We start from the raw sequence: 25,855 nt of genomic DNA, 5'->3' as shown, positions 1-25,855 counted from the left end.
CGCGCTCAGGAACGGATGATCTGACCGCCGTCGACGTTGAAGATCTGCCCGGTGATCCAGGCGGCGTCGTCGGAGAGCAGGAAGAGACAGGTCCCGGTGAGGTCGCCGGGGCTGCCCATCCGTTTGAGCGGCATCCCCTCCACGATCTGCGCGACGATGCTTCCCGGTGTCACCGTGCGGGTCGCCTCGGTGTCGGTCGGCCCGGGAGCCAGGGCGTTGATCCTGATGCCGGAGCCGCCGAGCTCGTGCGCGAGCTGCTGCGTGAGCCCGTTGATACCGACCTTGGCCAGGCCGTAGAAGCCGGAGTAGACCCAGGCCGCTGTCGAGGACTGGTTGACGATCGCGCCGCCACCCCGCTCGGTGATGTACGGGGCCACCGCCCTGGTGCACAGCAGGGCACCGTCGAAGTTGACGCTCATGAACTTCTTGTAGTACGCCCAGTCCACGGTGAGCAGCAGGTCGAGCTGCATGTCGCCGTATATGGCCGCGTTGTTGACCAGGTAGTCGATCCCGCCGAAGCTCTCGACGGCCCGCTCGGCCATGTTCGCGGTCGAGTCCGGATCGGACACATCTACCTCGACGAACTCGGCGGTTCCCCCGCCGCCCGTTATCTCCTTGACGACTGTCTCCCCCGCGGTGCGGTTGAGGTCGGCCACCACGACGGAGGCTCCCTCGGCAGCCAGGGCATGCGCGTAGCTCGCGCCGATACCCTGCGCGGCTCCGGTGACGATGGCGACCTTGTCCTCGAATCGGTGCATGATGCGGTGCCTCTCTTTACGCTGGCTCGGCCACGAGCTTGGTCTCCAGGTACTCCTCGAACCCGGCGACGCCCATCTCGCGGCCGATCCCCGACTGCTTGTAGCCGCCGAACGGCGCGTCGGCGGAGTACCAGAGGCCGCCGTTGACGCTCACCGTTCCGGTGCGCAGCCGGCCGGCCACCGCGCGGGCGCGGTCGATGTCGGTGCCGTGCACCGTGCCGGAGAGCCCGTAGGGCGAGTCGTTGGCGATGCGGACCGCGTCATCGTCACCGTCGTGCCCGATGACGACCAGCACGGGCCCGAAGATCTCTTCACGGGATACCCTTGCGTCGTTGCCGAGCCCGGAGATCAGCGTCGGTTCGATATAGAACCCGTTCTCATGCTCCGGTGGCCGACCCCCGCCGCACACGATCCGACCACCCTCGTCGGCGGCGAGCCGCAGGTAGTCCTCGACGCGGTCGCGCTGCCTGCCCGAGATGAGCGGCCCGCAGACCGTGCCGGGGTCGGCAGGGTCACCCGGTTTGATGGCTTGCATGGTCGCGGCGCAGGCCTCGGCCGCCTCGTCGACGCGGGCGCGCGGTACGAGCAACCTCGTGGTGAGCGCGCATCCCTGCCCGGCGTGCGTGCTCACCGTGAACCCGGCTGTCGCGCACGCTTGCGCCAGGTCGGCGTCGTCGAGCACCACGTAGGCTGACTTCCCGCCGAGTTCGAGGAAGACCCGCTTGACCGTGCGCGCAGCCGTGGACATGACGGCGGAACCGGTCGCTGTCGAGCCGGTGAACGAGACGACGTCCACTCGCGGATCGTCGGCGAGCAGTGTCCCGAGCGTGTGCTCGCTCGAGGTGACCACATTGACCACACCGGGCGGGATGTCGGTCTCCTCAGCGATGATCCGCCCCACGACGGCCGCGCACCACGGGGTGTCCGGCGCGGGTTTGAGTACGAGCGTGTTCCCCGCGGCCAGGGCCGGTCCCAGCTTGGCGAAGTTGATCTGATGCGGGAAGTTCCACGGCGTGATGGCACCGACCACGCCCGTAGGCTCCCTGCGGACCGTGCGCCGGGACGCGATGCCCATCGGTTCGGCGGTTCCGAGGTCTTCCGTCCACGTGTAGGAGTCCGCGAGGTCGGCGAACCACTCGAGGTCGGCCACCGGGATGTCCAGCTGCGGCCCGTGCGTGAGCATGCGTGGCGCGCCTGCCTCGGCGATCGTGATGTCGCGCAGCTCGTCGGCGTGCGCGCGCAGAGCCGCGCTGAGCTGGCGCAGGCAGTGCACGCGGAACCCGACATCGTGCGGCCAGCCCGACTCGTCGAAGGCGCGCCGCGCGGCGGCGATCGCCTCGGACATGTCGGTGGGGCTCGCGTCCGCGGCCCGGCCGAGGACGGCCTCGGTCGCGGGGTTCACGGTGTCGAACTCGCGGCCGGCTTCCGCGGGACGGAGACGGCCGTCGACGAGTATCCCGGACGCCGGTTCCGGCCAGAGGGTCATAGCAGCACCCATACGTTTCTGGACATGTGTCTGTACTCTAGTTCAGCTAGGGTGGGCATGCAAGCAATTCGAGTAGAACACGTTCCTGTATTACGTGGAAAGTGCGCGCTCTTGCTGACCCTGTAGCGGAATCGTGCGCGTAGAGTGATGCGAAACAGGTTCTAGATTATCGGGTGGTGATCAGTGCACATGGCCGGCGAGTCACGCGGGAGCACGTCGGGGGCGAGCACCGGGGCCGGCGGTGGACCCGTCGAGGTCGCGGAGCCGCCACTGGCCAGGACGGAGCTGGCCGACCGGATCCGGGAGCTGGTCGAGGCGTCGGTGTGGACCGATCTCCCGCCCGGCGAGCTCGGCGCGGTCGCCAGGGACGTGGCCGCGCTCGCCGGGAAGCTGCGGGCGCGGACGCTGCCCTCGGCCCGGATACTCGAGACCGTCGGCGGGGTGCCGAGCGGGAGCGTCAACGACCCGGTCGAGGGTGCGGGTAACCCCGTCGCGCCACCGCTGACGGCTATTCGCATGGGGGATGGCGAGATGTGGGCGTCGGTACGGCTGGGGGATGCGTACCAGGGAGCGCCGGGACGCGCGCACGGCGGCTGGGTGAGTGCCGTGCTGGACCACGCCGTCGGCAGGGCGGCCGCCGCCGCCGGAACGCCCGGCATGACGGTGGTGCTCAACGTCGAGTACCACCGTCCTACCCCGCTCGGCGTACCGCTCGATGTGCACGCCCGCGTCGCGGGATCGCAGGGGCGGAAGGTTTACGTGACCGGCAGGATCCTGCACGAGGAGCAGGCCACCGCTACCGTCTCGGCCACACTGGTCGCGGTCAGTGGCCTTCCCGCGCGGGCGGAACATACCGGTGACGTCGACCGGGCCTGAGCACCGGACCCGGCGCGTACCCGTCGTGCCGGGTGGCGCCCATCGAGCCCGCCCCGAGCTCCGCGGGCTCGATGGGCGCCACCCGGATGATCGCACAGAGGTGTAGAACGCGTTTCCCGGCACGCGCACACGTTGTACCGGCATTCCCTCGGGGCTCCGTGAGGACGGTACGCGGATCCCCGGAGTGGCCGAATCAGCGCTCGAACCGCCGCGCTCCCGTGTTGGATGGACGACCGTCCAGCCAGTTGTCCACGTGATGTAGAACATGTTACATTCTTGCCGTTGTCATGGCGATGCGCTCCGGGCGAGCGTGTCGCGCACAGCGAGTACCGCAGGAGGAGCCGTGCGAGTGCTTGTCGACTACGACGCGTGCGAGGCCAACGGGGTGTGTGCGGGTCTGGCGCCGGAGGTGTTCGAGCTCGATGCCGACGACCAGCTGCATGTGACCGGTGACCCTCCACAGGAGACTTTCGAGCGGGTTCGCCGCGCTGTGCGGTCGTGTCCGAAGCGCGCGTTGAGCCTGCACGAGGTGGATTAGCCGTGTTGTGCGGCGGTGTCCGGTCACGTGCGCGGGCGGGACGCTCGGGTGGCGTGGCGTACGAGCGGGGTGCGGTAACCACGGGGGGTTGCCGTCGACATATGACTGGACTAGTGTCTAGTCATATGTCCAACGATATCGCTCAGGAGTCGACGCGGCGCAGGCTGAGCCCCAAGCAGGCGGGCATGGTGCGGCGTCTCACCGCGGCCGCGGAGGACGAGCTCCTGGCATCCGGCTACGCGAGCCTGACCGTCCGCAACGTGGCCGGCCGTGCCGGTGTCGCACCCGCGACCGCGTACACCTACTTCTCCTCCAAGAACCACCTGATCGCGGAGCTGTTCTGGCGCAAGCTGCAGACCCTGCCGGACGGTGTCGACGAGTCGGTGCCGCCGCAGGATCGGGTGATCAGCCTGCTGCGCGAGATCGCCCTGCTGATGGCAGGCGAGCCGGAGCTGGCCGCGGCGTGCACGTCGGCGCTGCTCGGCAGCGATCCGGACGTGGCGCTGCTACGGATGCGCGTCGGCAGCGGGATCCGGAACCGTCTGGAGGAGGCGCTCGGGGAGGGGTTCGATCCCGAGGTGCGTGACGCGCTCGAGTTCGCCTACGCGGGTGCCCTCGTGCAGGCCGGTATGGGTGCGACGTCCTACGCGCGGATCGCGGACCGCCTCGCCAGCACCGCAGGACTGATCATGGGGAGCTCGACATGACCGGAACGACCGACGCCGTGATCGGGTTCAACCCGTACGACTACGGCTTCCACGACGACCCGTACCCCACGTACCGGCTCCTTCGCGACGAGGCGCCGCTGTACCGCAACGAGGAGCTGGGGTTCTGGGCGGTGTCCCGCTACGCAGACGTGATGGCCGGTTTCAAGGACGGCAAGCGGCTGTCCAGTGCCTACGGCGTATCGCTCGACCCGGCCGCCTACGGGCCGCAGGCCGAGAAGACCATGTCGTTTCTCGCCATGGACGACCCGCGGCACAAGCGGATGAGGTCGCTGGTCTCGCGCGGGTTCACCCCGCGCCGCGTGCGGGAGCTCGAGGACCGCATCCGCGAGCTGACCCGGCAGTACCTCGAACCCGCGCTCGCCGCGCGGGAGTTCGACTTCATCGGGTGGTTCGCGGGCAAGTTGCCGATGGACGTGATCTCGGAGCTGATCGGTGTCCCGGCCGCCGACCGGGACCGGGTCCGCGCGCTCGCCGACACCGTGATGCATCGCGAGGAGGGTCTGCTGGACGTCCCGCCCGCCGCGATGGAGGCCGCGCTCGAGCTGTTGCAGTACTACGCGGACATGATCGCGGAGCGCAGGGCGCGCCGTACCGAGGACCTCACCTCGGCGTTGCTCGACGTGGAGCTCGACGGTGACCGGCTGACCGATGACGAGATCATCGGGTTCCTCTTCCTGATGGTCGTCGCGGGCAACGAGACGACGACCAAGCTACTGGGAAACGCGCTCTACTGGGGATGGCACAACCCGGACCAGCTCGCCAAGCCGTTCGCCGACCCGGAACGCGTCCCCGACTGGGTGGAAGAGACCCTGCGCTACGACACATCCAGCCAGATCATCGCGCGGACCGCGACCGAGGACATCCCGTGGCACGGTCACACGATCCAGGCGGGGGAGGTCGTGCTCCTGCTCGTGGGCTCGGCGAACCGGGACGGCCGCGTCTTCCCGCACGCGGACAGCTTCGACCTGGACCGCGTGAACTCCGAGACGATCGCCAGCTTCGGAGGCGGCAGTCATTTCTGCCTCGGCGCCCACCTGGCACGGATGGAGGCGCGGATCGCGCTCAGCGAGCTCGTCGGGAGGATCTCGGGCTACGAGGTCGACGTCGCGAACACCCGCCGCGTGCACTCGACGAACGTCCGGGGTTTCGCCAGCCTGCCGATCCGTGTGGAGACCGATTGATATGCCGACGTTCGAACCACACCCGGACTACCGGCCGGTGCTCGTCAGCGGCGCATCGTCGGGCATCGGTGCCAGTACCGCCCGCACGCTGGCCGCCGCGGGACACCCCGTCGCGCTCGGCGCACGGAGGATCGCGGCGTGCGAGGAGGTCGCGGAGTCGATCCGTGCCGAGGGCGGTCAGGCTCTCGCGCACAAGCTCGATGTCGGCGACGCCGCGTCGGTGCGGGAGTTCGTCGACGCCGCGCAGGAGGCACACGGGCCGACCGAGATCCTGGTGTCCGGGGCGGGAGACCTCGACGCGGCGCTGATCCACGAGCTCGACCCCGAGGACTTCGCCCACCACCTGAACGTGCACCTGGTGGGCACGCACCGGCTGGTCTCCGCCGTGGTGCCCGGGATGGTGCGGCGCGGCCGCGGGGACGTCGTGGTCATCGGCTCCGATGTCGTGCCCTCGCCACGGCCCCGGGTGGGCAGCTACGTCCCGGCGAAGTCCGGGGTCGAGGCGATGGCACGGACCATGCAGATGGAGCTCGAAGGTACCGGTGTGCGGGCATCCATCGTCCGGCCGGGGCCGACACAGACGGCGATGGGGATGGACTTCGGCGAGGAGAAGGCAGGACCCCTTCTGGAGGACTGGATGCACTGGGGGTTCGCGCGCCACCCGTACTTCCTCCGGCCATCGGACATAGCAGCAGCAGTATCCACAGTGGTCTCCGTGCCGAGGGGCGCGCACGTCGCGCTCATGGAGGTACAACCGGAGGCCCCGCTGACCAAGGAGGCTCATGACGCTTCGTGAACCCCCGGAGGTGTCCGGCGCGCAAGGCGAACACGGGCACCTCGAGGAACTGAGATCCGACCCCATCGGTCTGATGAACCGGGTGCGGTCCGAATGCGGCTCCGTCGGGACGTTCCAGCTCGCCGGGAGACAGGTGGTGCTGCTCTCCGGAGCGGAGGCCAACGAGTCCTTCTTCCGGGCGTCCGATGAGGAGCTCGATCAGGCGGATGCCTACCCGTTCATGACCCCGATATTCGGCGAGGGAGTCGTCTTCGACGCCAGTCCCGAACGCCGCAAGGAGATGCTGCACAACCAGGCGTTGCGCGGCGAGCAGATGAAGGGCCACGCGAGCACGATCGCCGCCGAAGTCGAGCGGATGGTCGCCGACTGGGGAGACGAGGGCCAGATCGACCTGCTCGACTGGTTCGCGGAACTGACGATCTACACGTCGTCCGCCTGCCTGATCGGGCAGAAGTTCCGGGAGGAGCTCGACTCGAGCTTCGCGCACCTCTACCACGACCTGGAAAAGGGGACGGACGCGCTGGCATTCGTGGACCCGTACGCGCCCATCGAGAGCTTCCGGCGAAGGGACGAGGCACGTGCCGGGCTGGTGCGGCTGGTCAGCGACATCATGGACGCACGGGCCAAGGACGGCCCCGCGGACAAGTCGGACCGCGACATGCTGGACGTGCTCATGTCCGTCGAGGACGACACGGGCGCGAAGCGGTTCAGTGCCAACGAGATCACCGGGATGTTCATCTCCATGATGTTCGCCGGGCATCACACCAGCTCCGGCACCGCGGCGTGGACGCTGATCGAGCTGCTGCGCCACCCGGATGTCCTCACCGAGGTCGTCGCCGAGCTCGACGAGCTCTACGCGGACGGCTCGGAGGTGAGTTTCCGCGCCTTGCGCCAGATCCCGAAGCTGGAGTCGGCTGTGAAGGAGGCGTTGCGCCTGCACCCGCCGCTGATCCTGCTGCTGCGGGTCGCGAAGGAGGAGATGGAGATCGCGGGCTACCGCATCAACGCGAACGAGCTCGTCGGCGCCACCCCTGCGGTGTCGAACCGGTTGCCCGAGGACTTCCCCGAGCCGGACGCCTTCCGGCCGGACCGCTACCTGGAGCCGCGTCAGGAGGACATCGTCAACCGGTGGACCTGGATCCCGTTCGGAGCCGGGCGACACCGGTGCGTCGGAGCCATGTTCGCGATGATCCAGCTCAAGGCCATCTTCTCGGTGCTGCTGCGCGACTTCGAGTTCGAGCTCGCCCAGCCGGAGGAGTCCTATCGCAACGATCACAGCAAGATGGTCGTCCAGCTGTCCCAGCCGTGCGTCGTGACGTACCGGCGGAGGAAGGACACACGATGAGGGTGCATGTCGACCACGACCTGTGCCAGGGGCATGCCATGTGCGAGCTGGAGGCCCCCGAGGTGTTCACCGTCCCGAAACGGGGCACGGTCGAGCTCCTCACGGATGAGCCGCCCGAGGAGTCGCATGCCGACGTGCGACGCGCGGTGAGCGCGTGCCCCACGCAGGCACTCCGGATTGCCGAGTCCTAGAACCCAGGAGGTAACGATGCCCGCGTTCCCGCGCAGTGAGCTCGACGAGATGGTGCGGCGGTGGTTGGCGGAGAACCGGCGGTGCGAGCAGATCGGTGACTGGCGACCGCTCGCCGACATGTTCACCGAGGACGCCACCTACGGGTGGAATGTCGGCCCTCGGGAGGACTTCATGGCCGTCGGTCGGGAGGAGATCCGCGATCTCGCGCTCGGCCAGGAGATGGAAGGGCTCGACGGGTGGAGCTACCCGTACCAGAAGCTGATCATCGACGACCGGGAGGGAGAGGTCGTCGGCTTCTGGAAGCAGCAGTCGGACAGGACCAGGCCGGACGGCACCGCCTACGAGGTACCCGGCATCGGGGGAAGCTGGTTCCGCTACGGCGGTGACTGGATGTGGTGCTGGCAGCGCGATTTCTTCGACTTCGGCAATGTATCGACCCTGTTCATGGAGATGATGAACGACGGCGCGCTGTCGGAAGGCATGCTGGCGCGGATCGAGAAGGCGAGCTCCGGGCAACGCATGCCCGGCTACTACCGGCACGGCGAGACCCCGGCCCCGATCTGGTGAGGTGACCGATGAGCTTCAACATCGCGGACATGTTCGAGCACGCGGTCGACCTCATGCCGGACCGCGTCGCCGTCATCTGTGGTGACCGTCAGGTCACATACGCGGAGCTGGAGGAACGGTCCAACCGGCTCGCGCACCATCTCGCCGCCCACGGTGTCGGCGAGGGCAGCCACGTCGGCCTGTACCTGCGGAACTCCATCGAGGCGATGGAGACGATGCTGGCCGCGTACAAGCTACGATCCGTCGCGATCAACGTGAACTACCGCTACACGGCGAGCGAATTGCGGTACATCGTGGACAACGCGGACCTTGTCGCGCTGGTACACGAGTCCGGGTACGCTGATACCGTCGCGGAGGTGCTGCCGGACACTCCCCGGCTGCGGCACCGGGTCGTGGTGGACGACGGCGTCACGGCGCCCACCGTCGGGGACGGCGCCGTGCGCTACGAGGAGGCGCTGGCCGCGTCGAACGCCGAGCGGGCGTTTCCCGCGCGCACCTCGGACGATCTCTACATCCTCTACACCGGGGGTACGACCGGCTCCCCGAAGGGCGTGATGTGGCGGCACGAGGACATCTGGCGGGTGCTCGGCGGGGGGATCGATTTCTACACCGGTGAGCCCGTGCGGGACGAGTGGCAGCAGGCAAGGCTGGGCGCGGAGGGCGAGGGGAGTACCTGGTTCACGATCCCGCCGCTGATCCACGGTGCCGCGCAGTGGCCTGCGCTGTCCGCGTTGTTCTCCGGCGGCACGCTGGTCCTGACACCGCAGTTCGACCCGCACGAGGTATGGCAGCTCGTCGAGCGGCACGCCGTGAACATCGCGGTGATCACCGGGGACGCGATGGCGCGCCCGCTGATCGAGGCGCTGTCCGACGGCGGTTACGACGCCTCGTCGCTGGTGGCGATCGGTAGCGGTGCCGCCCTGTTCTCCCCGTCCGTGAAGCGCCAGTGCCTCGAGGCGCTGCCGCACGTGGTCATCAGCGACTCGATCGGCTCGTCCGAGACCGGTTTCGGCGGCATGTCGGTCGCGGCACCCGACGACGATTCGGATCGCGGCCCGCGTGTTCAGGCCGGAGCCGAGACCGTGGTGCTCGACGAGAACGACCGCCCCGTGCGTCCGGGGTCCGGGGTCGTCGGGCGGCTCGCGCGAGGCGGGCACATCCCGCTCGGGTACTACAAGGATCCGGAGAAGTCCGCCGCCATGTTCGTCGAGTCCGAAGGCAAGCGCTACGCGATACCGGGGGACTGGGCCACGGTCGAGGAGGACGGGTCGATCACGCTGCTCGGCCGGGGCAACCGGTGTGTCAACACCGGTGGCGAGAAGGTCTTTCCCGAGGAGGTCGAAGCCGCCCTGAAGTCCCATGCCGACGTCTTCGACGCCGTCGTGGTGGGTGTACCGGACGAGCGGTTCGGGCAGCGGGTCGCCGCGGTCGTCGAGCTCCGGCCGGGCAGGCGGCTGGACTTCGACGGGGTGAGCACGCACGTACGCCGCGAGCTCGCCGGGTACAAGGTCCCGCGCAGCGTGTGGGTCGCCGACCGGATCGTCCGCTCGCCGAGCGGCAAACCGGACTACCGGTGGGCCGAACGGTTCACCAGCGAGCACGCTGCCGCCGCGCACGGTTGAGCGCGGCGGGTGCCGCGTGCCGTCCGGTCAGCAACGACGTCCATACGGCTCGGTTCGAGGGAGGAGCTGGCGATGCGAGACGAGATAGGTGCCGTCAACCTGCTTGACGGGGCGTTCTACGCGGGTGACCCGTACCCGGCGTTCGCCTGGATGCGGCGCAACCAGCCCGTGTACCGGGACGAGGAGTCCGGGGTGTGGGGTGTGACGCGCTACGAGGACGTGAAGGCAGCGGCGACCGCTCCGGAGACGTTCTCCAGCGCGGGCGGTATACGTCCCGACTACCCCGCGATGCCGTACATGATCGACATGGACGACCCGGAGCATCGCCGGAGGCGCAAGCAGGTCAGCTCGGGCTTCATGCCGAAGTCGGTGAACGCGATGCGGGAGTCCATCGGCGCGATCTGTGACGAGCTCATCGACCAGGTCTGCGAGGTGGGCAGCTGTGACTTCGTCGCCGACATCGCCGCCCCGCTCCCGCTGTACGTGATCGGTGACATGCTTGGCGTGGCGCCCGCGGACCGCCCTGATCTGCTCCGCTGGTCGGACGACATGCTCAGCGCTCTCGGTGCGCCGGACGAGACCGCGATGAACGCGGCGTCGACGGCGTTCGCCGAGTACAGCACCTACATCGCGGAGCGGATCGCCCAGCGGCGGCGCGGTGGTGACGACTCGGACCTGATCGGCAGGCTCTCGCACGCCGAGGTGGACGGTGAGCGGCTCGACGACGAGTCGCTCACCATGGAGACCCTGCTTATCCTGATCGGCGGGGACGAGACCACCCGGCACGTCATCAGCGGGGGCACGGAGGCGTTGCTGGCCCATCCGCAGCAGTACGAACGGCTACGCGACGATCCGCAGCTGCTGCCGAGCGCGATCGACGAGATGCTGCGATGGGTCTCGCCGATCAAGAACATGGCCCGGACGGCTACGCGGGACACCGCGCTCGGCAACGCGGAGATCAGCGCCGGTGACACCGTGCTGTTGCTCTACCCCTCGGCGAACAGGGACGAGGAGGTGTTCACCGAGCCCGAGCGGTTCGACATCGGCCGGTCACCCAACGACCACGTGGCGTTCGGCTTCGGGCCGCACTTCTGCCTGGGGAGCAGGCTGGCCAGGCTCGAGCTCAACGAGATGATGCAGCGGGTCCTCGCGAGGCTTCCCGATCTGCGGGTCGCTGCAGGCGCGCCCGATCCGCTGCCCCGGCGCGCGGCGAACTTCGTGTCGGGGATCGAGACCATGCCCGTCGAGTTCACGCCCACACCGCGGGTGGGGGCCGCGAACGGTCAGCCGACCCGGACCGCACAAACCGGCAGTCGGACGTAGCGATGCGGGCGTGACTGCCGGATGAGTCGCCCGACACGATGTGTCTCGGCGGCCGACACGGGGTGCCGAAACGCCCGACACGGGGTGCCGAAACGCCCGACGCGGGGTAGGGAGGTCAGCGGCCCGCGGCGTAGCCCTGCATGCCGCGCGGGTTCGCCGCGCCGCGCAGGATGCCGGAGGGTTCGCGGGCGACGGCCGAGAGCCTGCCGAGTGCCCACGGACCGGCGTCGGTGACCTCGTGGCCGTACTCGCGAAGCGTGTCTATCGTGGACTGACCGAGGCGCGACTCCACCTCGAGGCCGAGCGGCGTCCAGCCACGCGGGGCGAACGACGACGGTACGGCCGTGGTGTGCCAGGCGGGCGCGTCGATGGCCTCCTGCAGGTTCAGCCCGCCGAGCACGTGCGCCAGCCAGAAGCACAGCTGCCACTGGTCCTGCTGGTCGCCGCCGGGTGTGCCGAACGCCAGTCGCGGCTGCCCGCCGCGCAGCGCCATCGACGGCGACAGCGTGATGCGGGGGCGCTTGCCCGGCGCGAGCGTGTTCGGCAGCCCTTCCTCCAGCCAGAACATCTGGGCGCGGGTGTCCAGGCAGAACCCCAGCTCGCTGATCGTGGGGCTGGACTGCAGCCAGCCGCCCGACGGCGTCGCCGAGATCATGTTGCCGCGCGAGTCGACCACGTCCAGGTGCACGGTGTCTCCACCGGTCACCCCGGACGCGCGCACCGTCGGCTCCCCCGCGGGTCCGACCCCGCCCGCGAGACCGCGGGTCTCGGCGAGGACCGCGGGCAACCGGGCCTGCCGCCCGCCGGGAGAGCCGGGACGCAGGTCCGCGGCCGCGTCTGCGACGAGCTCCCTGCGCTGCCGCAGGTAGTCCGCGGAGAGCAGGTCGGGCACCGTCGCGGCCGCCTCGGGGGTGTCGCCGAGCCAGGCCTCGCGGTCGGCGAAGGCGAGCTTGGCACACTCCACGGCCAGGTGGACGGTGCGGGCTGTCGGGACACCGTCGACATAGGACAGCTGGTCGGCGAAACCGTCGAGCATGAGCAGCTGCTGCGTGAGAACCGGGCCCTGTGTCCACGCTCCACACTTGACGAGGCTCCAGTCGCCGATCTCGGTGATCAGCGGTTCTTCGTACCCGGCGCTCCACAGGGCCATATCGTCGCCGCTGAGCAGCCCGGGGTGCGCGCTGCCGGAGTCGTCGCGGAACGCCTGATGGGTGAACCGGTCGACGGCCTCTGCCACGAAACCGTGCGACCACGCGCGCCTCGCCGCGTCGATCTGCGCCTCGCGCCCGGTGCACCGTTCGGCCTCGGCAAGCAGGCGCTGCCAGGTGCGTGCGAGCGCGGGGTTGCGGTGCAGCGTGCCGGGCTCGGGTGGCCGGCCGTCCGGGAGCCACAGCTCGGCCGAGCCGGGCCAGTGCGTCCGGAACAGCTCGGCGACGGTCCGGATGGTCTCGGTCATGCGGTCGAGGACGACGACGCCGCGCTCGGCATAGCCGATGGCATACCCGAGCACGTCACGCAGCCGCAGGGTCCCGTGGTCGCGCAGCAGGAGAAGCCACGCGTCCCAGGCCCCGGGCACCGTCGCGGGGAGGAGTCCGCTGCCGGGGATGAGCCGCAGGCCCAGCTCGGCGAACCGCTCAGGGGTCGCGGCGGCGGGAGCGACACCCTGCCCGCACAGCGCGGTCGGCCGGGGGTCGTCCGCGGTGACCAGCAGCGCGGGGACCTGCCCGGCGGGACCGTTGAGGTGGGGCTCGGCGACCTGCAGCACGAAGCCGGCCGCCACGGCGGCGTCGAAAGCGTTTCCGCCTGCCTCGAGAACCGCCATCCCCGTTGCCGAGCCCAGCCAGTGTGTGGAGGCGATCATACCCGTGGTGCCGGCAAGCTCCGGTCGTGTCGTGAACATGACGTGATGGTACAGCTGTTCGTTACCTCAACTAACTTTATGGCGCGCGCAAGATCGTGTAAAACTGGGCGGATGAGCGCAGCCGGAACTGGTTACCTGAGGTTTCCCAGCATCAGCGGGGAGTCCGTCGTGTTCGTGTGCGAGGACGACCTGTGGCGCGCACCGGCGACGGGTGGTCGCGCGGAGCGCCTGACGGCGGGAGTGGCCGAGGCGGGCCATCCCCACCTGTCGCCGGACGGGACGCAGCTGGCGTTCGTCGGCCAGGAGGACGGTCCCGAGGAGGTGTACGTGATGCCCGCCGCGGGCGGGCCCGCTCGCAGGCTGACCTATGACGGTGCGGGCTGTGCTGTGGTCGGCTGGCACGGCGGCGCCATCCAGTACGCGAGCAACGCCGGGCGCCCCTTCCTCAAGGACTTCCGGCTGTGGAGCATCGACCCAGCGGAAGGGCTGCCCCGGCCGGTCGCCGTCGGGTCGGCGCGCACGATCTCCTACGGGCCCGCCGGTGGCGTGGTCATCGGGCGGCACAACGGCGGGAACATCGCGCTCGGCAGGCACAACAGGGAGCCCGCGATGGCCAAGCGGTACCGGGGCGGTACGGCGGGCACGCTGTGGGTCGATGCCTCCGGCTCCGGGGAGTTCGTCGAGCTGTCCGGGTTGACGGGCAACCTCGCCAACCCGTGCTGGGTCGGCGAACGGATCTACTTCCTGTCCGACTACCAGGGGATCGGCAACGTCTACTCCTGCCTACCCGATGGCTCGGACGTGCGCAGGCATACCGACCACGAGGAGTTCTACGCCCGCAACCTGGCAGGCGACGGCACGCGGCTGGTGTACCACTGCGCGGGGGATGTCTACCTTCTCGACCCGGCCGAGGACGCCCCGCGCGGACTGGACATCGAGCTGCCGGGGCCCGCCACGGCGCGCAACCGCAAGTTCGTGGCGGCAGGCGAGTATCTCGGTGACGCCGCTCTGGGGCCGGACGGTACGGATCTCACCCTCACGAGCAGGGGCAAGGCGTTCTCCATGGCGCACTGGGAGGGCCCTGTCCGCGCGCACGGTGAGCCGGACGGGGTGCGCTACCGCCTCCTGACCTGGTTGAACGACCACGAGCGCCTGGTGGCCGCCGCCGCGGACGAGGGACCGGACGAGTACCTCGTCGTGCTCACCGCCGGCGAGCACCGGCGGGTGGACCTCGATGTGGGCCGGGTCGTCGAGCTCGCGGTGAACCCGTGCGGCGACCGCGGCGACCTCGTCGCGGTCGCCAATCACCGGCGCGAGATCCTGCTCGTCGACCTCGCGGAGGGGAGTTCACTACGGGTCGATCACACCGACGCTCCCGCGCGGCCCGGCGACCTCGCCTGGTCGCCGGACGGCCGGTGGCTCGCGTACGCGCTGCCGGAGCACCCGAACTCCTCGGCGATCAAGGTGTTCGATGTGGACTCCTCACAGAGCAGGCGAGTGACCGAACCGGTGCTGGCGGACACGAAGCCGTCCTGGGACCCGCGGGGCAGGTACCTCTACTTCCTCGGCCAGCGACACCTCGATCCGGTGTACGACACCGTGCAGTTCGATCTGGGTTTCCCGCTCGGGTGCCTGCCGTACGCGGTGACGCTGCGTGCCGGCGAGCCCTCGCCCTTCGTACCGTTACCCCGCCCGGTCTCCGGCGACACCGGCGACGGTGCCGCGCGGGAGGCGGGGTCCGTCGAGATCGACTTCGCGGGTATCGAGCAGCGGGTGGTGGCCTTCCCGGTCCCGCTGGCGCGCTACCGGCGCGTCGCCGGGCTGCCCGGGTCGGTACTGCTGTCCAGCCTGCCGGTGCGGGGCAGCCTGGACCGCAACATCGTCGATGTCACCGCCGCACCGGAGGCCGTGCTCGAGTCCTTCGAGCCGGCGACAGGCAGGACCGAGCGGCTCTGCGAGGACATCAGCGACTTCTCGGTGGATGCGGCGGGGGCCACCATGCTGCTCCGGGCCGGGAGGCGACTGCGGGTGCTGCCTGCGGGGGCCAAGCCCGCGGACGGCGGTGACGCGCCGGGTCGCGAGACCGGGTGGCTCGACCTGGACCGGCTCGCGGTCGCGGTGCGCCCGGCAGCGGAGTGGCGGCAGATGTTCCGGGAGGCGTGGCGGCTGCAGCGGGACCACTACTGGGACCCGGAGATGGCGGGTGTGGACTGGGAGCGGGTCTACCGCCGTTACCTTCCCCTCGTCGACCGGGTGCGCACCCGTGGCGAGCTGTCCGATCTCCTGTGGGAGTTCCACGCCGAGCTGGGCACCTCGCACGCGTACGAGATGGGTGGCGACTACCCGGACCGGCCGCGGTACCAGCAGGGTCATCTCGGGGTGGACTGGTCCTATGACGAGGCCGCCGGTCGTTTCGTGATCGACCGGATCGTCTCCGGTGACCCGGGAGACTCGACGTCGACCTCGCCACTGACCAGGCCGGGCGTCGACGCGCGGCCCCGTGATGCGGTCGTGGCGATCAACGGCACTCCGATCGGGCGGCCGGGACACCTCCGGCTGCCGGGCGAGGCCCTGGTGAACCAGGCAAGCAGGGAGATCGAGGTGACGCTGGCGCGGCAAGGCGTCGAGCCATGGACCGTCACGGTGCGGGCGAGCACGGACGAGCGGCCCGCCCGTTACCGCGACTGGGTGGACTCCAACCGCGCCCTCGTGCGGGAACGCACCGGTGGACGCGTTGGCTACCTGCACATCCCGAACATGGGCCCGCAGGGGTTCGCCGAGTTCCACCGCGGCTTTCTCGCCGAGTACGACCGCGATGCGCTGGTCGTCGACGTGCGGTTCAACGGCGGTGGGCACGTCTCCCCATTACTGCTGGAGAAGCTCGCGCGCAGGCGCACCGGGCACGTGATCTCGCGCTGGGCCGCGCCACAGGGGATCCCGAGGGAGTCGCCGCGCGGGCCGCTCGTCGCGCTGACCAACGAGAACGCGGGCTCGGACGGGGACATCTTCTCCCACCGGTTCAAGCTCCTGGGGTTGGGACCGCTGATCGGCAAGCGCACCTGGGGCGGGGTCGTGGGGATCGCTCCCAGCCACGCGCTGGCGGACAGCACCGTGACCACGCAGCCCGAGTTCTACATGACCTACGACGATATCGGCTATGACCTGGAGAACCGCGGAGCGGAGCCGGATATCGAGGTCGGGATCGCGCCGGAGGACTACGTCGCGGGACGGGACCCGCAGCTGGAGCGGGCGATCGCGGTCGCCCTCGAGCGGCTCGAGGACCACGAGCCGCACGCCCCGACGCGAGAGGAACGGCCGCGGCTGGCCGCGCCGTCGTTGCCGCCGCGCCCGTAGGAGCCCGCGGGCACGGTGGTTCCGGGGCTGGGAGCATGGTGCGTATGCGCAAGCTTGTGGTGGCGCGGCACGCGAAGTCGGCGTGGCCGGAGGGTGTGGCCGACGCGGAGCGCCCGCTCAACGAGCGGGGCAGGCGAGACGCGCCCCGGGTGGGGGCGTGGCTCGCCGAGCACGTTCCCGAGCTCGACCTGGCGGTCTGCTCCCCGGCGGAGCGCGCGCAGCAGACCTGGGACCTGGCCCGGAGCGGGCTGGCCAGGGAGCCGCGCGTGCACTACGAGCGCCGCGTGCACGGCGCCTCGGTCGAGGATCTGATGATCGTGGTGCACGGGCTGCCGAACGAGGCGCACGCCGTGTTGCTCGTCGGGCACAACCCCGGGGTCGCGGAGCTGGTGTACGCGCTGTCGGGTAGGGCTGTGGAGATGAAGACCTCGGCGCTGGCCGTGCTGGCCGTCGACACCGAGTGGGCCGACGTCGGGCCCGGGAAGGCGAGGTTGCTGGACACCGTCACACCCCGGGGATGAGCCTGCGTCCCGGCCGTGCATTCCGGAGCCGCGGGGCGACCGAAAAGAAGCGGCCGCCGGCACAGCGGCGGCCGTTCGTGCTTCGCGTGCGGGTCACGGTCGCGGTATCCCTGCCGTGGCCCGCGCTCGTACTCACGCGTTGATCTGCTTGGCGTCCTCGCCTCCCTCGATGTTGATCTTGCGCGGCTTGGCCTTCTCGGCAACCGGGATGCGCACGCTCAGCACACCGCTGTCATAGCTCGCCTTGATGTTGTCGGTGTCCAGCGTCTCGCCGAGGAACAGCTGCCGGGAGAAGACGCCGCGCGGGCGCTCGGTCACCTGTGCCTCGACGCCGTCACCGACCTCCGACTTGCGCTCGGCCTTCACGGTGAGCACGTTGCGCTCGACATCGAGGTCGATCGAGTCCGCGGAGACGCCGGGCAGGTCGAACTGCACGACGAACTCGTCGCCGGACCTGTAGGCATCCATCGGCATCGACGCGGGGCGGCTCCACGTGCCGTCGGTGCCGAATACCTGCTGGGTGAGCCGGTCGAGCTCGCGGAACGGGTCAGTACGCATCAGCATCGCTGATCTCCTCCTTCTGATGGTCACAGTGCTTGTGCCTTGACGTACCTGCTAACGAAAGACTCAAGTTGTTTGTTCCCAGAAGGTTCAGTTCCTTTGTACTGCTTCCCCAGGCATTGGGATTCGGTGTTCCCTGTTCCTTCCCCTTCAGGAGACAGTTAATATATAGCATATACTGCATATTGCGTCAAGTGAGCATCATAGATAATCTGGTGGCGACGGTGGTGTCATCACCGCGAGCGTCAGTGCCGACCGTGTCGTAGATGGGAAGCGTGACCGGTGAGTGTGTCGAAGCTGGACGACGAGCATTTCCCGGCGTTCACGACCGGGCAGGCCGCGGAGCTACTCGGCGTGGAGCAGCCCTTTCTGCGCAGCCTGGACGCCGCCGGTGTCGTTTCGCCCGAGCGCTCGGAGGGCGGCCACCGCAGGTACTCGCGCCATCAGCTCAACCAGGCCGGACGCATGCGCGTGCTGTTCGACGAGGGGCACAACCTGATCTCCGCGCAGCGGATCCTCGAGCTGGAGAACGAGCTGGCCTCCGCGTACGAAGAGATCGGTGCGCTGCGCGCACGGCTGGGGGAGGACGACTCGGGCGACGCGCCCCGATGAACCGGTGCGTCAGCCAGGAGGGGTATCGCGCGCGGCCGTCACGCGCGGATCCAGCCGTGGCGGATCCTGCGGCGTTGAACCAGCAGGACGACCGCGCACGCCACGCATACCAGCTCCGCGACCGCTGCGACGACCTCGGGGGCGTTCCAGGTCAGCGAGGTGGACGGGCCGAAGACGCCGACGAGGCGGTCGAGCAGGAAAGCGCCGAGCGTCCCCGCGCCGAACGCCGCTGCCGCGAGCAGCGGGAGCCAGTGCTGCCAGAACGCGACCGCACCGGCGATCACGGCCCCCGCCACGACGTTGACCAGGAACAGCGGCCCGAGGACCAGGTACTGGTCGCCGCCGATCGTGGTGGGGATGTCGCGGTACCCGGCGAACCAGCGTTCCAGATGGACGGCGGCTGTGACGAGCAGAGCCGCCACGAGCAGGCCTCGCAGCCCGATGCTGACCACCATGACTCCTGACGTGATCGGTGCCGCTCGCGCGACGTGAGTTCCCGGGTTACCCGAGATCGTACTGGTGGCGTTCGGCGATCGACAGACCACGGGCCCGAGCCGAGTTCATGACCCGCTGGTGGAACGGACGTTCGGCCAGCGCGCTCGCCGCGGCGTCCAGTACCTCGCTGAGCGGGTGCCCCAGCTCGGCCTCGAGCTCCGCGGCGGCTGCCTCTGTGGCGGCCCATTCGGCGTGCAGGGTCGGCAGCAGGCTGCGTGCATGCTCGGTGAGGTGCACGATCCGCTCGCGTGCGTCCTCCCCTGGCCGCAGGCCGACCAGCTCACGGGCCCGCAGCTGCGCGACGGTCTGGCTGGCGGCGGAGTGCGTGACCCCCACCCGTCGCGCCAGGGCACGGACCGATGCCGGCCCGTCCCGCTCGAGCGCGCGCAGGTATCCGACGAAGCGTGGCCGGATCTCGTCGATGCCCAGTTCCGCGTAGATCGTGCCGAGGTCGCTCTCCAGCAGGTCGAGGAGATGCCGCAGGCGGGTGCCCAGCCCGGTGTCCGGTGCGGCCCCTGCCTCTGGGTCCGGTCCGCTCATGGACGAATTGTAACAGGGCTAATATATTAGCGCTGTTATGTATCGTGGCGAATGAGAGGAATCGGTGTGCTGTACCCGGAGATCGAACCGTATGAGCACGGGATGCTCGATGTCGGCGACGGTAACCACGTGTACTGGGAGACCTGCGGGAACCCGCGCGGTAAACCCGTCCTTGTGCTGCACGGTGGTCCCGGGTCGGGCTGCACCGAGGGCATGCGCCGCTACTTCGACCCGGACGCGTACCGGATCGTGCTGTTCGACCAGCGCGGCTGCGGGCGTAGCACCCCGCACGCCAGTGACCCCGTCACCGACCTGTCGGTCAACACCACCTGGTACCTGATCTCCGACATCGAGCTGCTGCGGCGGCATCTCGGCATCGACGGGTGGCAGCTGTTCGGCGGGTCCTGGGGCGCGACACTGGCTCTGGTCTACGCCGAGCGGTACCCGGGGCAGGTCTCGGAGATCGTGCTCGCCGGGGTCACCACCACCCGCAGGTCGGAGATCGACTGGCTGTACCACGGGGCGGGCCGGTTCTTCCCCGAGGAATGGGAACGCTTCCGGAGCGGTGTACCGGAGGATCAGCGGGACGGCGACCTCGTGGAGGCGTACCACCACCTGCTGCATCACCCGGACCCGCGCGAGCGCGCGCGTGCGGCCGAGGAATGGTGCGCGTGGGAACTGTCGGTGATGGGAACGGACCCGGATGTCGAGCCGGACCCGGTCTGGACGGACCCGGAGTTCCGGATGGCCTTCGCGCGCATCGTGACGCACTACTTCCGGCACGGCGCCTGGCTCGCCGAGGACAGCGTGCTGCGCGAGGCGGCAGCGCTGCGCGGCATTCCCGGCGTGCTGGTGCACGGCAGGCTGGACGTCTCCGGCCCACCGGTCACCGCGTGGGAGGTGGCGCGGGTCTGGCCGGATGCCGAGCTACAGTTCGTCCCCGGTGCCGGGCACAGCTCCCGCGAGCGGGGCATGGCCGAGCGGCTCGTGGCCGCGACGGATCGCTTCGCGCGCGGCTGAGCTTCCGGCGCCGCCCCTGAGGTTGCGGGCGGCAGCTCCACCGCACCGCACTTGTCACGCGCGGGCGTGAATCGTGCCGCCAGAAGCGGCCGCGCCGTCCCGCGCGGTACGGCGGCGCGTCAGAATGGTCGTGCGAGGGGGCATCGCGCTCGGAGGCGCCTTATGGCTACCGACCTGACCGTCTATCTCGACGACCACCCTGGCGAGCTGGCCAGGGTCGGTGAGCTGCTCGGCTCGCACGGGGTCAACATCGAAGGTGTGTGTACCGCCGCGGCAGGCGGCGGGCAGGCGGAAGTCCATGTGCTCGTCGAGGACATGGCAACCGCCTGCACGGCGCTGGATTCGGGGCGCGTCCCGATCGCCGCCGACCAGGAAGTGGTGGTGGTGCCGGTAGCCGACCGTCCGGGCGTGCTCGGCGACATCACCCGCGAGCTCGGCAAGGCCAACGTGAACATCACGCTCGCCTACCTGGCCACCAACACCCGGCTGGTCCTCGGCGCGGACGACCTCGCCGAGGCGAAAAGCGTGCTGTCCTCGTTCATGGTGCCGCCACGCGGCTAGGGCAGTAGATCCTGGTACCGGAAACTGCCGAGCCGGGTCTCCTGCGCACCGAGCCGGAACCGGACAGGCCCGGCGAAGTCCGGCCCGTCGGAGACGAAGGTGTGGTACTCACCGTTCTCGCCTGCCGGGTCGACGCCGTCCGGGAGATCCGCCAGGAAGCCGGCGTCGACGGTGCGGCCGCAGAAGGACGCCCCGAGGCATGACGTGTCGACGCATACGGTCACCGCGCGGTATCCGCGGTCGAGCACGGTGTCGATCAGCTCCCGCGTATCGCGTCCCCACAGCGGGAACAGCAGCCGCACCCCGAGCGGTGTGAGCCGTTCCTCCCGGTACGCCCGTACGTCGGTCAGGTGCACGTCGCCGAAGGCCAGCTGGGTGACGCCCTCGCGCAGCAACCCGTCGATCGTCTCGGACATGGCGGTGTCATAGGTGGCGTTGCTCGGCCACTCCGGCAGGTCGACCCACCGGACCGGGACTCCGAGCGCGCGGGCCTGCCTGCGCACGAGACCCGCACGCACCCTGTGCATGCCGAGCCGCCCGGAGGCCGTGGTGACCACCAGCGTGCGCACCTCGGCACCCGCCGCCCGCAGAGCGGCGAGCGCGAGCGCGCTGTCCTTGCCTCCGCTCCAGGACAGCGCGACCGGGTCCGGCATCGGCGTTCTCCTTGTCCGCGAGTCGTGCTGTTGTTAACGTGGCGGTACCGGGCGATGCGTGGTGACCTGTGCGCCCGATAGTCACATACCGCGACATTGCCCTTCACCCGAGGCGATCGGGGTGACCCACCCCCCTTTTTGGTGCCCGCCGTGGGCGTTGTTAGCTTGGGGACACCGAGGTTCGGCCTCCGGGGAAAACACAAGGCTACGTAGTTTGAGAACTCAACAGCGTGCCAAGTCAGCGCCACAAACGTCGCATCGACCCCGTCGAACCGGGCACGGCAGTGTGCCGGGGTCCGGTTCCGAGACAGGGCAGTAAAGCTCTTGGTGGAGAGTTTGATCCTGGCTCAGGACGAACGCTGGCGGCGTGCTTAACACATGCAAGTCGAACGCTGAAGCCGTCTCCGGACGGCGGATGAGTGGCGAACGGGTGAGTAACACGTGAGCAATCTGCCCTCGGCTCGGGGATAACCCCGGGAAACTGGGGCTAATACCGGATACGCATTGGCCGGCGCATGCCGGGCAATGGAAAGGATTCGTTCCGGCCGAGGATGAGCTCGCGGCCTATCAGCCAGTTGGTGGGGTAACGGCCTACCAAGGCGACGACGGGTAGCCGGCCTGAGAGGGTGATCGGCCACACTGGGACTGAGACACGGCCCAGACTCCTACGGGAGGCAGCAGTGGGGAATCTTGCACAATGGGCGAAAGCCTGATGCAGCGACGCCGCGTGAGGGATGAAGGCCTTCGGGTCGTAAACCTCTTTCAGCCCTGACGAAAGAGACGGTAGGGGCAGAAGAAGCGCCGGCTAACTACGTGCCAGCAGCCGCGGTAATACGTAGGGCGCAAGCGTTGTCCGGATTTACTGGGCGTAAAGAGCTCGTAGGCGGTCTGTCACGTCTGCCGTGGAAACCTGCAGCTCAACTGTAGGCGTGCGGTGGATACGGGCAGACTAGAGGGCGGTAGGGGCAAGCGGAATTCCTGGTGTAGCGGTGAAATGCGCAGATATCAGGAGGAACACCGATGGCGAAGGCAGCTTGCTGGGCCGTTCCTGACGCTGAGGAGCGAAAGCGTGGGGAGCGAACAGGATTAGATACCCTGGTAGTCCACGCCGTAAACGTTGGGCGCTAGGTGTGGGAGTCGGAATACGATTTCCGTGCCGTAGCTAACGCATTAAGCGCCCCGCCTGGGGAGTACGGCCGCAAGGCTAAAACTCAAAGGAATTGACGGGGGCCCGCACAAGCGGCGGAGCATGTGGATTAATTCGATGCAACGCGAAGAACCTTACCTGGGCTTGACATGCCGGGAAATCCCGCAGAAATGTGGGGTGCCTTCGGGCGTCCGGCACAGGTGGTGCATGGCTGTCGTCAGCTCGTGTCGTGAGATGTTGGGTTAAGTCCCGTAACGAGCGCAACCCTTGTCCTATGTTGCCAGCGGTCCGGCCGGGGACTCATGGGAGACTGCCGGGGACAACTCGGAGGAAGGCGGGGACGACGTCAAGTCATCATGCCCCTTATGTCCAGGGCTTCACACATGCTACAATGGCCGGTACAAAAGGTGGCGAAACCGCGAGGTGGAGCGAATCCGAGAAAACCGGTCTCAGTTCGGATCGCAGTCTGCAACTCGACTGCGTGAAGTCGGAGTCGCTAGTAATCGCAGATCAGCAACGCTGCGGTGAATACGTTCCCGGGCCTTGTACACACCGCCCGTCACGTCACGAAAGTCGGTAACACCCGAAGCCGGTGGCCCAACCGGTTCGCCCGGAGGGAGCCGTCGAAGGTGGGACTGGCGATCGGGACGAAGTCGTAACAAGGTAGCCGTACCGGAAGGTGCGGCTGGATCACCTCCTTTCTAGGGAGAATTCCCGAAAAACCCATTGTATTTTCAGGGGATGCGACGTCGTCGTCGCTGGCGAGCAGGCACGCTGTTGGGCTCTCAGGCTGCGAGCCTGTCTACGCTGGCGCAGCTGACGGAGCTTGAGAACTGCACAGTGGACACCGCGATCCTGATGTATTCTCTACGAGCAATACACATCATTCTCGTGGACAGTATGGACAAGCTGTCACGGGCACACGGTGGATGCCTTGGCACCAGGAGCCGATGAAGGACGTGGGAGGCTGCGATAAGCCTGGGGGAGCTGTCAACCGAGCTGAGATCCCAGGATGTCCGAATGGGGAAACCCAGCACTCGTGATGGAGTGTTACCCGCACCTGAATGTATAGGGTGTGTGGAGGGAACGCGGGGAAGTGAAACATCTCAGTACCCGTAGGAAGAGAAAACAACCGTGATTCCCTGAGTAGTGGTGAGCGAAAGGGGAAGAGGCTAAACCGGCCGCGTGGTAAAGCCGGCAGGCGTTGCGTGGCCGGGGTTGTGGGACCGTTCGGCCGGAGCTGCCGGTCCGGCGGGGATCGCGTCGTGAGGTCAGCCGAATGCGTTGGAACACGCAGGCGGAGCGGGTGATACCCCCTTAGGCGAAGGCCGCACGCCGACCCTGGAACGTCATCCCGAGTAGCAGCGAGCCCGAGGAATTTGCTGTGAATCCGCCAGGACCACCTGGTAAGCCTAAATACTCCCTGGTGACCGATAGCGGAAGAGTACCGTGAGGGAAAGGTGAAAAGTACCCCGGGAGGGGAGTGAAAGAGTACCTGAAACCGTGTGCCTACAAGCCGTCAGAGCCTTCGGGTGATGGCGTGCCTATTGCAAAATGAGCCTGCGAGTTAGTGCTGCGTGGCAAGGTTAACCCGTGTGGGGAAGCCGTAGCGAAAGCGAGTCTGAAGAGGGCGTACGGAGTCGCGCGGCCTAGACCCGAAACCGAGTGATCTACCCATGGCCAGGGTGAAGCGCCGGTAAGACGGCGTGGAGGCCCGAACCCACTTAGGTTGAAAACTGAGGGGATGAGCTGTGGGTAGGGGTGAAAGGCCAATCAAACTCGGTGATAGCTGGTTCTCCCCGAAATGCATTTACGTGCAGCGTCGTATGATTCACGGTGGGGGTAGAGCTACTGGATGGCTGAGGGGCCTTAACGGGTTACCGAGGTCAACTAAACTCCGAATACCATCGTGACCAGTGCGGCAGTGAGTCGGCGGGGGAGAAGCTTCGCTGACAAAAGGGAAACAGCCCAGATCACCGGCTAAGGCCCCCAAGTGTGTGCTGAGTGGGAAAGGATGTGGGACGGCACAGACAACCAGGAGGTTGGCCTAGAAGCAGCCATCCTTGAAAGAGTGCGTAATAGCTCACTGGTCAAGTGGTCCTGCGCCGATAATGTAGCGGGGCTAAGCACATCGCCGAAGCCGTGGCACTGCGTCGATGGCGCAGTGGGTAGGGGAGCATCGATCATCCGCTGAAGTCGCGGCGTGAGCCAGTGATGGAGGGTGGTCGAGAGAGAATGCAGGCATGAGTAGTGAAAGCAGAGTGAGAATCTCTGCCGCCGGATGACCAAGGTTTCCTGGGCCAGGCTGTTCCGCCCAGGGTTAGTCGGGACCTAAGGCGAGGCCGACAGGCGTAGTCGATGGATAACGGGTTAATATTCCCGTACCCGCGTGTGCGCGTTTGCAGCGAAGGGGCGACGCAGAAGGGTAGCCCAACCCGGGCGTTGGTTGACCCGGGGTAAAGGTGTAGGGCGGTACGCAGGGAAAGCCGCGTACCGGGTGCCTGAGACCTGATGCCGAGCCATAGAGGCGAAGTGGGTGATCCCGCGCTGCCGAGAAAAACCTCTAGTGAGCGCACGGGCGGCCCGTACCCCAAACCAACACAGGTGGTCAGGTAGAGAATACCGAGGCGAGCGGGTGAACCGTGGTTAAGGAACTCGGCAAAATGTCCCCGTAACTTCGGGAGAAGGGGAGCCGGATGGCGTGTACGCCCTGTGCGGTGGAAGCGCCGGCCGGCCGCAGAGAGCAGGCCCGAGCGACTGTTTACTAAAAACACAGGTCCATGCGAAGAAGCAATTCGATGTATATGGACTGACGCCTGCCCGGTGCTGGAACGTTAAGAGGACCCGTTAGCTCCCCTCGAGGGGGCGAAGCGGAGAATTTAAGCGCCAGTAAACGGCGGTGGTAACTATAACCATCCTAAGGTAGCGAAATTCCTTGTCGGGTAAGTTCCGACCTGCACGAATGGCGTAACGACTTGGGCACTGTCTCAACCACGGACCCGACGAAATTGCACTACGAGTAAAGATGCTCGTTACGCGCGGCAGGACGGAAAGACCCCGGGACCTTTACTACAGCTTGGTATTGGTTTTCGGTTCGGCTTGTGTAGGATAGGTGGGA

22 protein-coding genes and 2 rRNA genes (1 of these 24 only partly in view) are annotated in these 25,855 nt (G+C 68.1%); 17 read left to right on the top strand and 7 right to left on the bottom strand.

Annotated elements, in window-relative coordinates:
- Positions 1-5 precede the first annotated feature (5 nt).
- Both H0B56_RS15385 and H0B56_RS15380 read right to left on the bottom strand, forming a co-directional pair.
- The gene (locus H0B56_RS15385; RefSeq protein ID WP_180893747.1) at positions 6-758 is read right to left on the bottom strand and encodes an SDR family oxidoreductase; all 753 of its coding nucleotides are present in this window, start codon (positions 756-758) and stop codon (positions 6-8) included.
- 16 nt (positions 759-774) lie between these two features.
- On the bottom strand, positions 775-2,244 hold the full coding sequence (locus H0B56_RS15380) for an aldehyde dehydrogenase (protein ID WP_180893746.1): 1,470 nt from the start codon (positions 2,242-2,244) through the stop codon (positions 775-777).
- A 189-nt stretch (positions 2,245-2,433) separates the two neighbouring features.
- Here H0B56_RS15380 and H0B56_RS15375 point away from each other — a divergent pair, with 189 nt between their 5' ends.
- The 10 genes from H0B56_RS15375 to H0B56_RS15330 all read left to right on the top strand — a co-directional run bounded on the left by H0B56_RS15375 (position 2,434) and on the right by H0B56_RS15330 (position 11,412).
- Positions 2,434-3,120, top strand: a complete 687-nt coding sequence (locus tag H0B56_RS15375) for a PaaI family thioesterase (protein ID WP_180893745.1) — start codon at positions 2,434-2,436, stop codon at positions 3,118-3,120.
- 343 nt (positions 3,121-3,463) lie between these two features.
- Positions 3,464-3,658, top strand: coding sequence for a ferredoxin (locus H0B56_RS15370; protein ID WP_180893744.1), 195 nt, complete (start codon positions 3,464-3,466; stop codon positions 3,656-3,658).
- Between the two features lie 125 nt (positions 3,659-3,783).
- On the top strand, positions 3,784-4,365 hold the full coding sequence (locus H0B56_RS15365) for a TetR/AcrR family transcriptional regulator (protein ID WP_219632792.1): 582 nt from the start codon (positions 3,784-3,786) through the stop codon (positions 4,363-4,365).
- The gene (locus H0B56_RS15360) at positions 4,362-5,567 is read left to right on the top strand and encodes a cytochrome P450 (RefSeq protein ID WP_180893743.1); all 1,206 of its coding nucleotides are present in this window, start codon (positions 4,362-4,364) and stop codon (positions 5,565-5,567) included. Before H0B56_RS15365 ends, H0B56_RS15360 begins: the two co-directional genes overlap by 4 nt.
- Position 5,568: 1 nt before the next feature.
- Positions 5,569-6,363: an SDR family oxidoreductase gene (locus tag H0B56_RS15355; RefSeq protein WP_180893742.1), complete on the top strand. Its 795-nt coding sequence runs from the start codon at positions 5,569-5,571 to the stop codon at positions 6,361-6,363.
- Positions 6,350-7,708: a cytochrome P450 gene (locus tag H0B56_RS15350; RefSeq protein ID WP_180893741.1), complete on the top strand. Its 1,359-nt coding sequence runs from the start codon at positions 6,350-6,352 to the stop codon at positions 7,706-7,708. The genes H0B56_RS15355 and H0B56_RS15350 overlap by 14 nt, the downstream gene beginning before the upstream one ends.
- On the top strand, positions 7,705-7,899 hold the full coding sequence (locus H0B56_RS15345) for a ferredoxin (protein WP_180893740.1): 195 nt from the start codon (positions 7,705-7,707) through the stop codon (positions 7,897-7,899). The genes H0B56_RS15350 and H0B56_RS15345 overlap by 4 nt, the downstream gene beginning before the upstream one ends.
- 16 nt (positions 7,900-7,915) lie before the next feature.
- A complete protein-coding gene (locus H0B56_RS15340; RefSeq protein ID WP_180893739.1) occupies positions 7,916-8,467 on the top strand; it encodes a nuclear transport factor 2 family protein in 552 nt (183 codons plus the stop codon).
- A gap of 8 nt (positions 8,468-8,475) precedes the next feature.
- A complete protein-coding gene (locus H0B56_RS15335; protein WP_180893738.1) occupies positions 8,476-10,089 on the top strand; it encodes an acyl-CoA synthetase in 1,614 nt (537 codons plus the stop codon).
- Positions 10,090-10,161: 72 nt separating this feature from the next.
- Positions 10,162-11,412: a cytochrome P450 gene (locus H0B56_RS15330; RefSeq protein WP_180893737.1), complete on the top strand. Its 1,251-nt coding sequence runs from the start codon at positions 10,162-10,164 to the stop codon at positions 11,410-11,412.
- 115 nt (positions 11,413-11,527) lie between these two features.
- On the opposite strand, the gene H0B56_RS15325 is transcribed toward H0B56_RS15330, so the two are convergent.
- Positions 11,528-13,312, bottom strand: coding sequence for a gamma-glutamyltransferase family protein (locus H0B56_RS15325; protein WP_180893736.1), 1,785 nt, complete (start codon positions 13,310-13,312; stop codon positions 11,528-11,530).
- Positions 13,313-13,384: 72 nt separating this feature from the next.
- On the opposite strand from H0B56_RS15325, the gene H0B56_RS15320 reads away from it, so the two are divergent.
- Together H0B56_RS15320 and H0B56_RS15315 are read left to right on the top strand one after the other, a co-directional pair.
- Positions 13,385-16,627, top strand: a complete 3,243-nt coding sequence (locus H0B56_RS15320) for a S41 family peptidase (RefSeq protein WP_180893735.1) — start codon at positions 13,385-13,387, stop codon at positions 16,625-16,627.
- A 44-nt stretch (positions 16,628-16,671) separates the two neighbouring features.
- Positions 16,672-17,148: a SixA phosphatase family protein gene (locus H0B56_RS15315; protein WP_180893734.1), complete on the top strand. Its 477-nt coding sequence runs from the start codon at positions 16,672-16,674 to the stop codon at positions 17,146-17,148.
- A gap of 132 nt (positions 17,149-17,280) precedes the next feature.
- On the opposite strand, the gene H0B56_RS15310 is transcribed toward H0B56_RS15315, so the two are convergent.
- Positions 17,281-17,712 carry an Hsp20/alpha crystallin family protein gene (locus H0B56_RS15310; RefSeq protein ID WP_180893733.1) on the bottom strand — a complete coding sequence of 144 codons (432 nt, stop codon included), beginning with the start codon at positions 17,710-17,712 and terminating at the stop codon, positions 17,281-17,283.
- 279 nt (positions 17,713-17,991) lie between these two features.
- On the opposite strand from H0B56_RS15310, the gene H0B56_RS15305 reads away from it, so the two are divergent.
- The gene (locus tag H0B56_RS15305) at positions 17,992-18,321 is read left to right on the top strand and encodes a MerR family transcriptional regulator (RefSeq protein WP_180893732.1); all 330 of its coding nucleotides are present in this window, start codon (positions 17,992-17,994) and stop codon (positions 18,319-18,321) included.
- 38 nt (positions 18,322-18,359) lie between these two features.
- Here the strand turns inward: H0B56_RS15305 and H0B56_RS15300 are convergent, their stop codons facing one another.
- Together H0B56_RS15300 and H0B56_RS15295 are read right to left on the bottom strand one after the other, a co-directional pair.
- A complete protein-coding gene (locus tag H0B56_RS15300; RefSeq protein ID WP_219632828.1) occupies positions 18,360-18,776 on the bottom strand; it encodes a hypothetical protein in 417 nt (138 codons plus the stop codon).
- A 46-nt stretch (positions 18,777-18,822) separates the two neighbouring features.
- Positions 18,823-19,356 carry a MarR family winged helix-turn-helix transcriptional regulator gene (locus H0B56_RS15295; protein ID WP_180893731.1) on the bottom strand — a complete coding sequence of 178 codons (534 nt, stop codon included), beginning with the start codon at positions 19,354-19,356 and terminating at the stop codon, positions 18,823-18,825.
- 51 nt (positions 19,357-19,407) lie between these two features.
- On the opposite strand from H0B56_RS15295, the gene pip reads away from it, so the two are divergent.
- Both pip and H0B56_RS15285 read left to right on the top strand, forming a co-directional pair.
- Complete coding sequence (pip, locus tag H0B56_RS15290; RefSeq protein WP_219632791.1) at positions 19,408-20,376, top strand: prolyl aminopeptidase; 969 nt, start codon at positions 19,408-19,410, stop codon at positions 20,374-20,376.
- Between the two features lie 162 nt (positions 20,377-20,538).
- A complete protein-coding gene (locus tag H0B56_RS15285; protein ID WP_180893730.1) occupies positions 20,539-20,937 on the top strand; it encodes an ACT domain-containing protein in 399 nt (132 codons plus the stop codon).
- Here the strand turns inward: H0B56_RS15285 and H0B56_RS15280 are convergent.
- Positions 20,934-21,590, bottom strand: a complete 657-nt coding sequence (locus H0B56_RS15280; RefSeq protein ID WP_180893729.1) for a Dph6-related ATP pyrophosphatase — start codon at positions 21,588-21,590, stop codon at positions 20,934-20,936. The genes H0B56_RS15285 and H0B56_RS15280 overlap by 4 nt on opposite strands.
- 324 nt (positions 21,591-21,914) lie before the next feature.
- Here H0B56_RS15280 and H0B56_RS15275 point away from each other — a divergent pair.
- Together H0B56_RS15275 and H0B56_RS15270 are read left to right on the top strand one after the other, a co-directional pair.
- Positions 21,915-23,438, top strand: a 16S ribosomal RNA gene (locus H0B56_RS15275).
- Between the two features lie 201 nt (positions 23,439-23,639).
- Positions 23,640-25,855, top strand: a 23S ribosomal RNA gene (locus H0B56_RS15270) (it continues 741 nt past the right edge of the window).
- The 16S and 23S rRNA genes sit together here, the layout of an rRNA operon.

The organism is Haloechinothrix aidingensis (genome assembly GCF_013450155.1).
GTDB classification, from domain to species: Bacteria; Actinomycetota; Actinomycetes; order Mycobacteriales; family Pseudonocardiaceae; genus Haloechinothrix; species Haloechinothrix aidingensis.
The sequence above is the reverse complement of the archived record's forward strand: the minus strand, read 5'-3'. Positions and strand labels throughout refer to the sequence as shown.

Bases quoted from the DNA above. Each gene is read 5' to 3' on its own strand.
- H0B56_RS15330 (WP_180893737.1), top strand. From the start codon at position 10,162: ATGCGAGACGAGATAGGTGCCGTCAACCTGCTTGACGGGGCGTTCTAC.
- H0B56_RS15375 (WP_180893745.1), top strand. From the start codon at position 2,434: ATGGCCGGCGAGTCACGCGGGAGCACGTCGGGGGCGAGCACCGGGGCC.
- H0B56_RS15315 (WP_180893734.1), top strand. From the start codon at position 16,672: ATGCGCAAGCTTGTGGTGGCGCGGCACGCGAAGTCGGCGTGGCCGGAG.
- H0B56_RS15380 (WP_180893746.1), bottom strand. From the start codon at position 2,244: ATGACCCTCTGGCCGGAACCGGCGTCCGGGATACTCGTCGACGGCCGT.
- H0B56_RS15345 (WP_180893740.1), top strand. From the start codon at position 7,705: ATGAGGGTGCATGTCGACCACGACCTGTGCCAGGGGCATGCCATGTGC.
- H0B56_RS15385 (WP_180893747.1), bottom strand. From the start codon at position 758: ATGCACCGATTCGAGGACAAGGTCGCCATCGTCACCGGAGCCGCGCAG.
- H0B56_RS15285 (WP_180893730.1), top strand. From the start codon at position 20,539: ATGGCTACCGACCTGACCGTCTATCTCGACGACCACCCTGGCGAGCTG.
- H0B56_RS15355 (WP_180893742.1), top strand. From the start codon at position 5,569: ATGCCGACGTTCGAACCACACCCGGACTACCGGCCGGTGCTCGTCAGC.
- H0B56_RS15320 (WP_180893735.1), top strand. From the start codon at position 13,385: ATGAGCGCAGCCGGAACTGGTTACCTGAGGTTTCCCAGCATCAGCGGG.
- H0B56_RS15360 (WP_180893743.1), top strand. From the start codon at position 4,362: ATGACCGGAACGACCGACGCCGTGATCGGGTTCAACCCGTACGACTAC.
- H0B56_RS15340 (WP_180893739.1), top strand. From the start codon at position 7,916: ATGCCCGCGTTCCCGCGCAGTGAGCTCGACGAGATGGTGCGGCGGTGG.
- H0B56_RS15350 (WP_180893741.1), top strand. From the start codon at position 6,350: ATGACGCTTCGTGAACCCCCGGAGGTGTCCGGCGCGCAAGGCGAACAC.
- H0B56_RS15300 (WP_219632828.1), bottom strand. From the start codon at position 18,776: ATGGTGGTCAGCATCGGGCTGCGAGGCCTGCTCGTGGCGGCTCTGCTC.
- H0B56_RS15280 (WP_180893729.1), bottom strand. From the start codon at position 21,590: ATGCCGGACCCGGTCGCGCTGTCCTGGAGCGGAGGCAAGGACAGCGCG.
- H0B56_RS15310 (WP_180893733.1), bottom strand. From the start codon at position 17,712: ATGCTGATGCGTACTGACCCGTTCCGCGAGCTCGACCGGCTCACCCAG.
- pip (WP_219632791.1), top strand. From the start codon at position 19,408: ATGAGAGGAATCGGTGTGCTGTACCCGGAGATCGAACCGTATGAGCAC.
- H0B56_RS15365 (WP_219632792.1), top strand. From the start codon at position 3,784: ATGTCCAACGATATCGCTCAGGAGTCGACGCGGCGCAGGCTGAGCCCC.
- H0B56_RS15325 (WP_180893736.1), bottom strand. From the start codon at position 13,312: ATGTTCACGACACGACCGGAGCTTGCCGGCACCACGGGTATGATCGCC.
- H0B56_RS15295 (WP_180893731.1), bottom strand. From the start codon at position 19,356: ATGAGCGGACCGGACCCAGAGGCAGGGGCCGCACCGGACACCGGGCTG.
- H0B56_RS15335 (WP_180893738.1), top strand. From the start codon at position 8,476: ATGAGCTTCAACATCGCGGACATGTTCGAGCACGCGGTCGACCTCATG.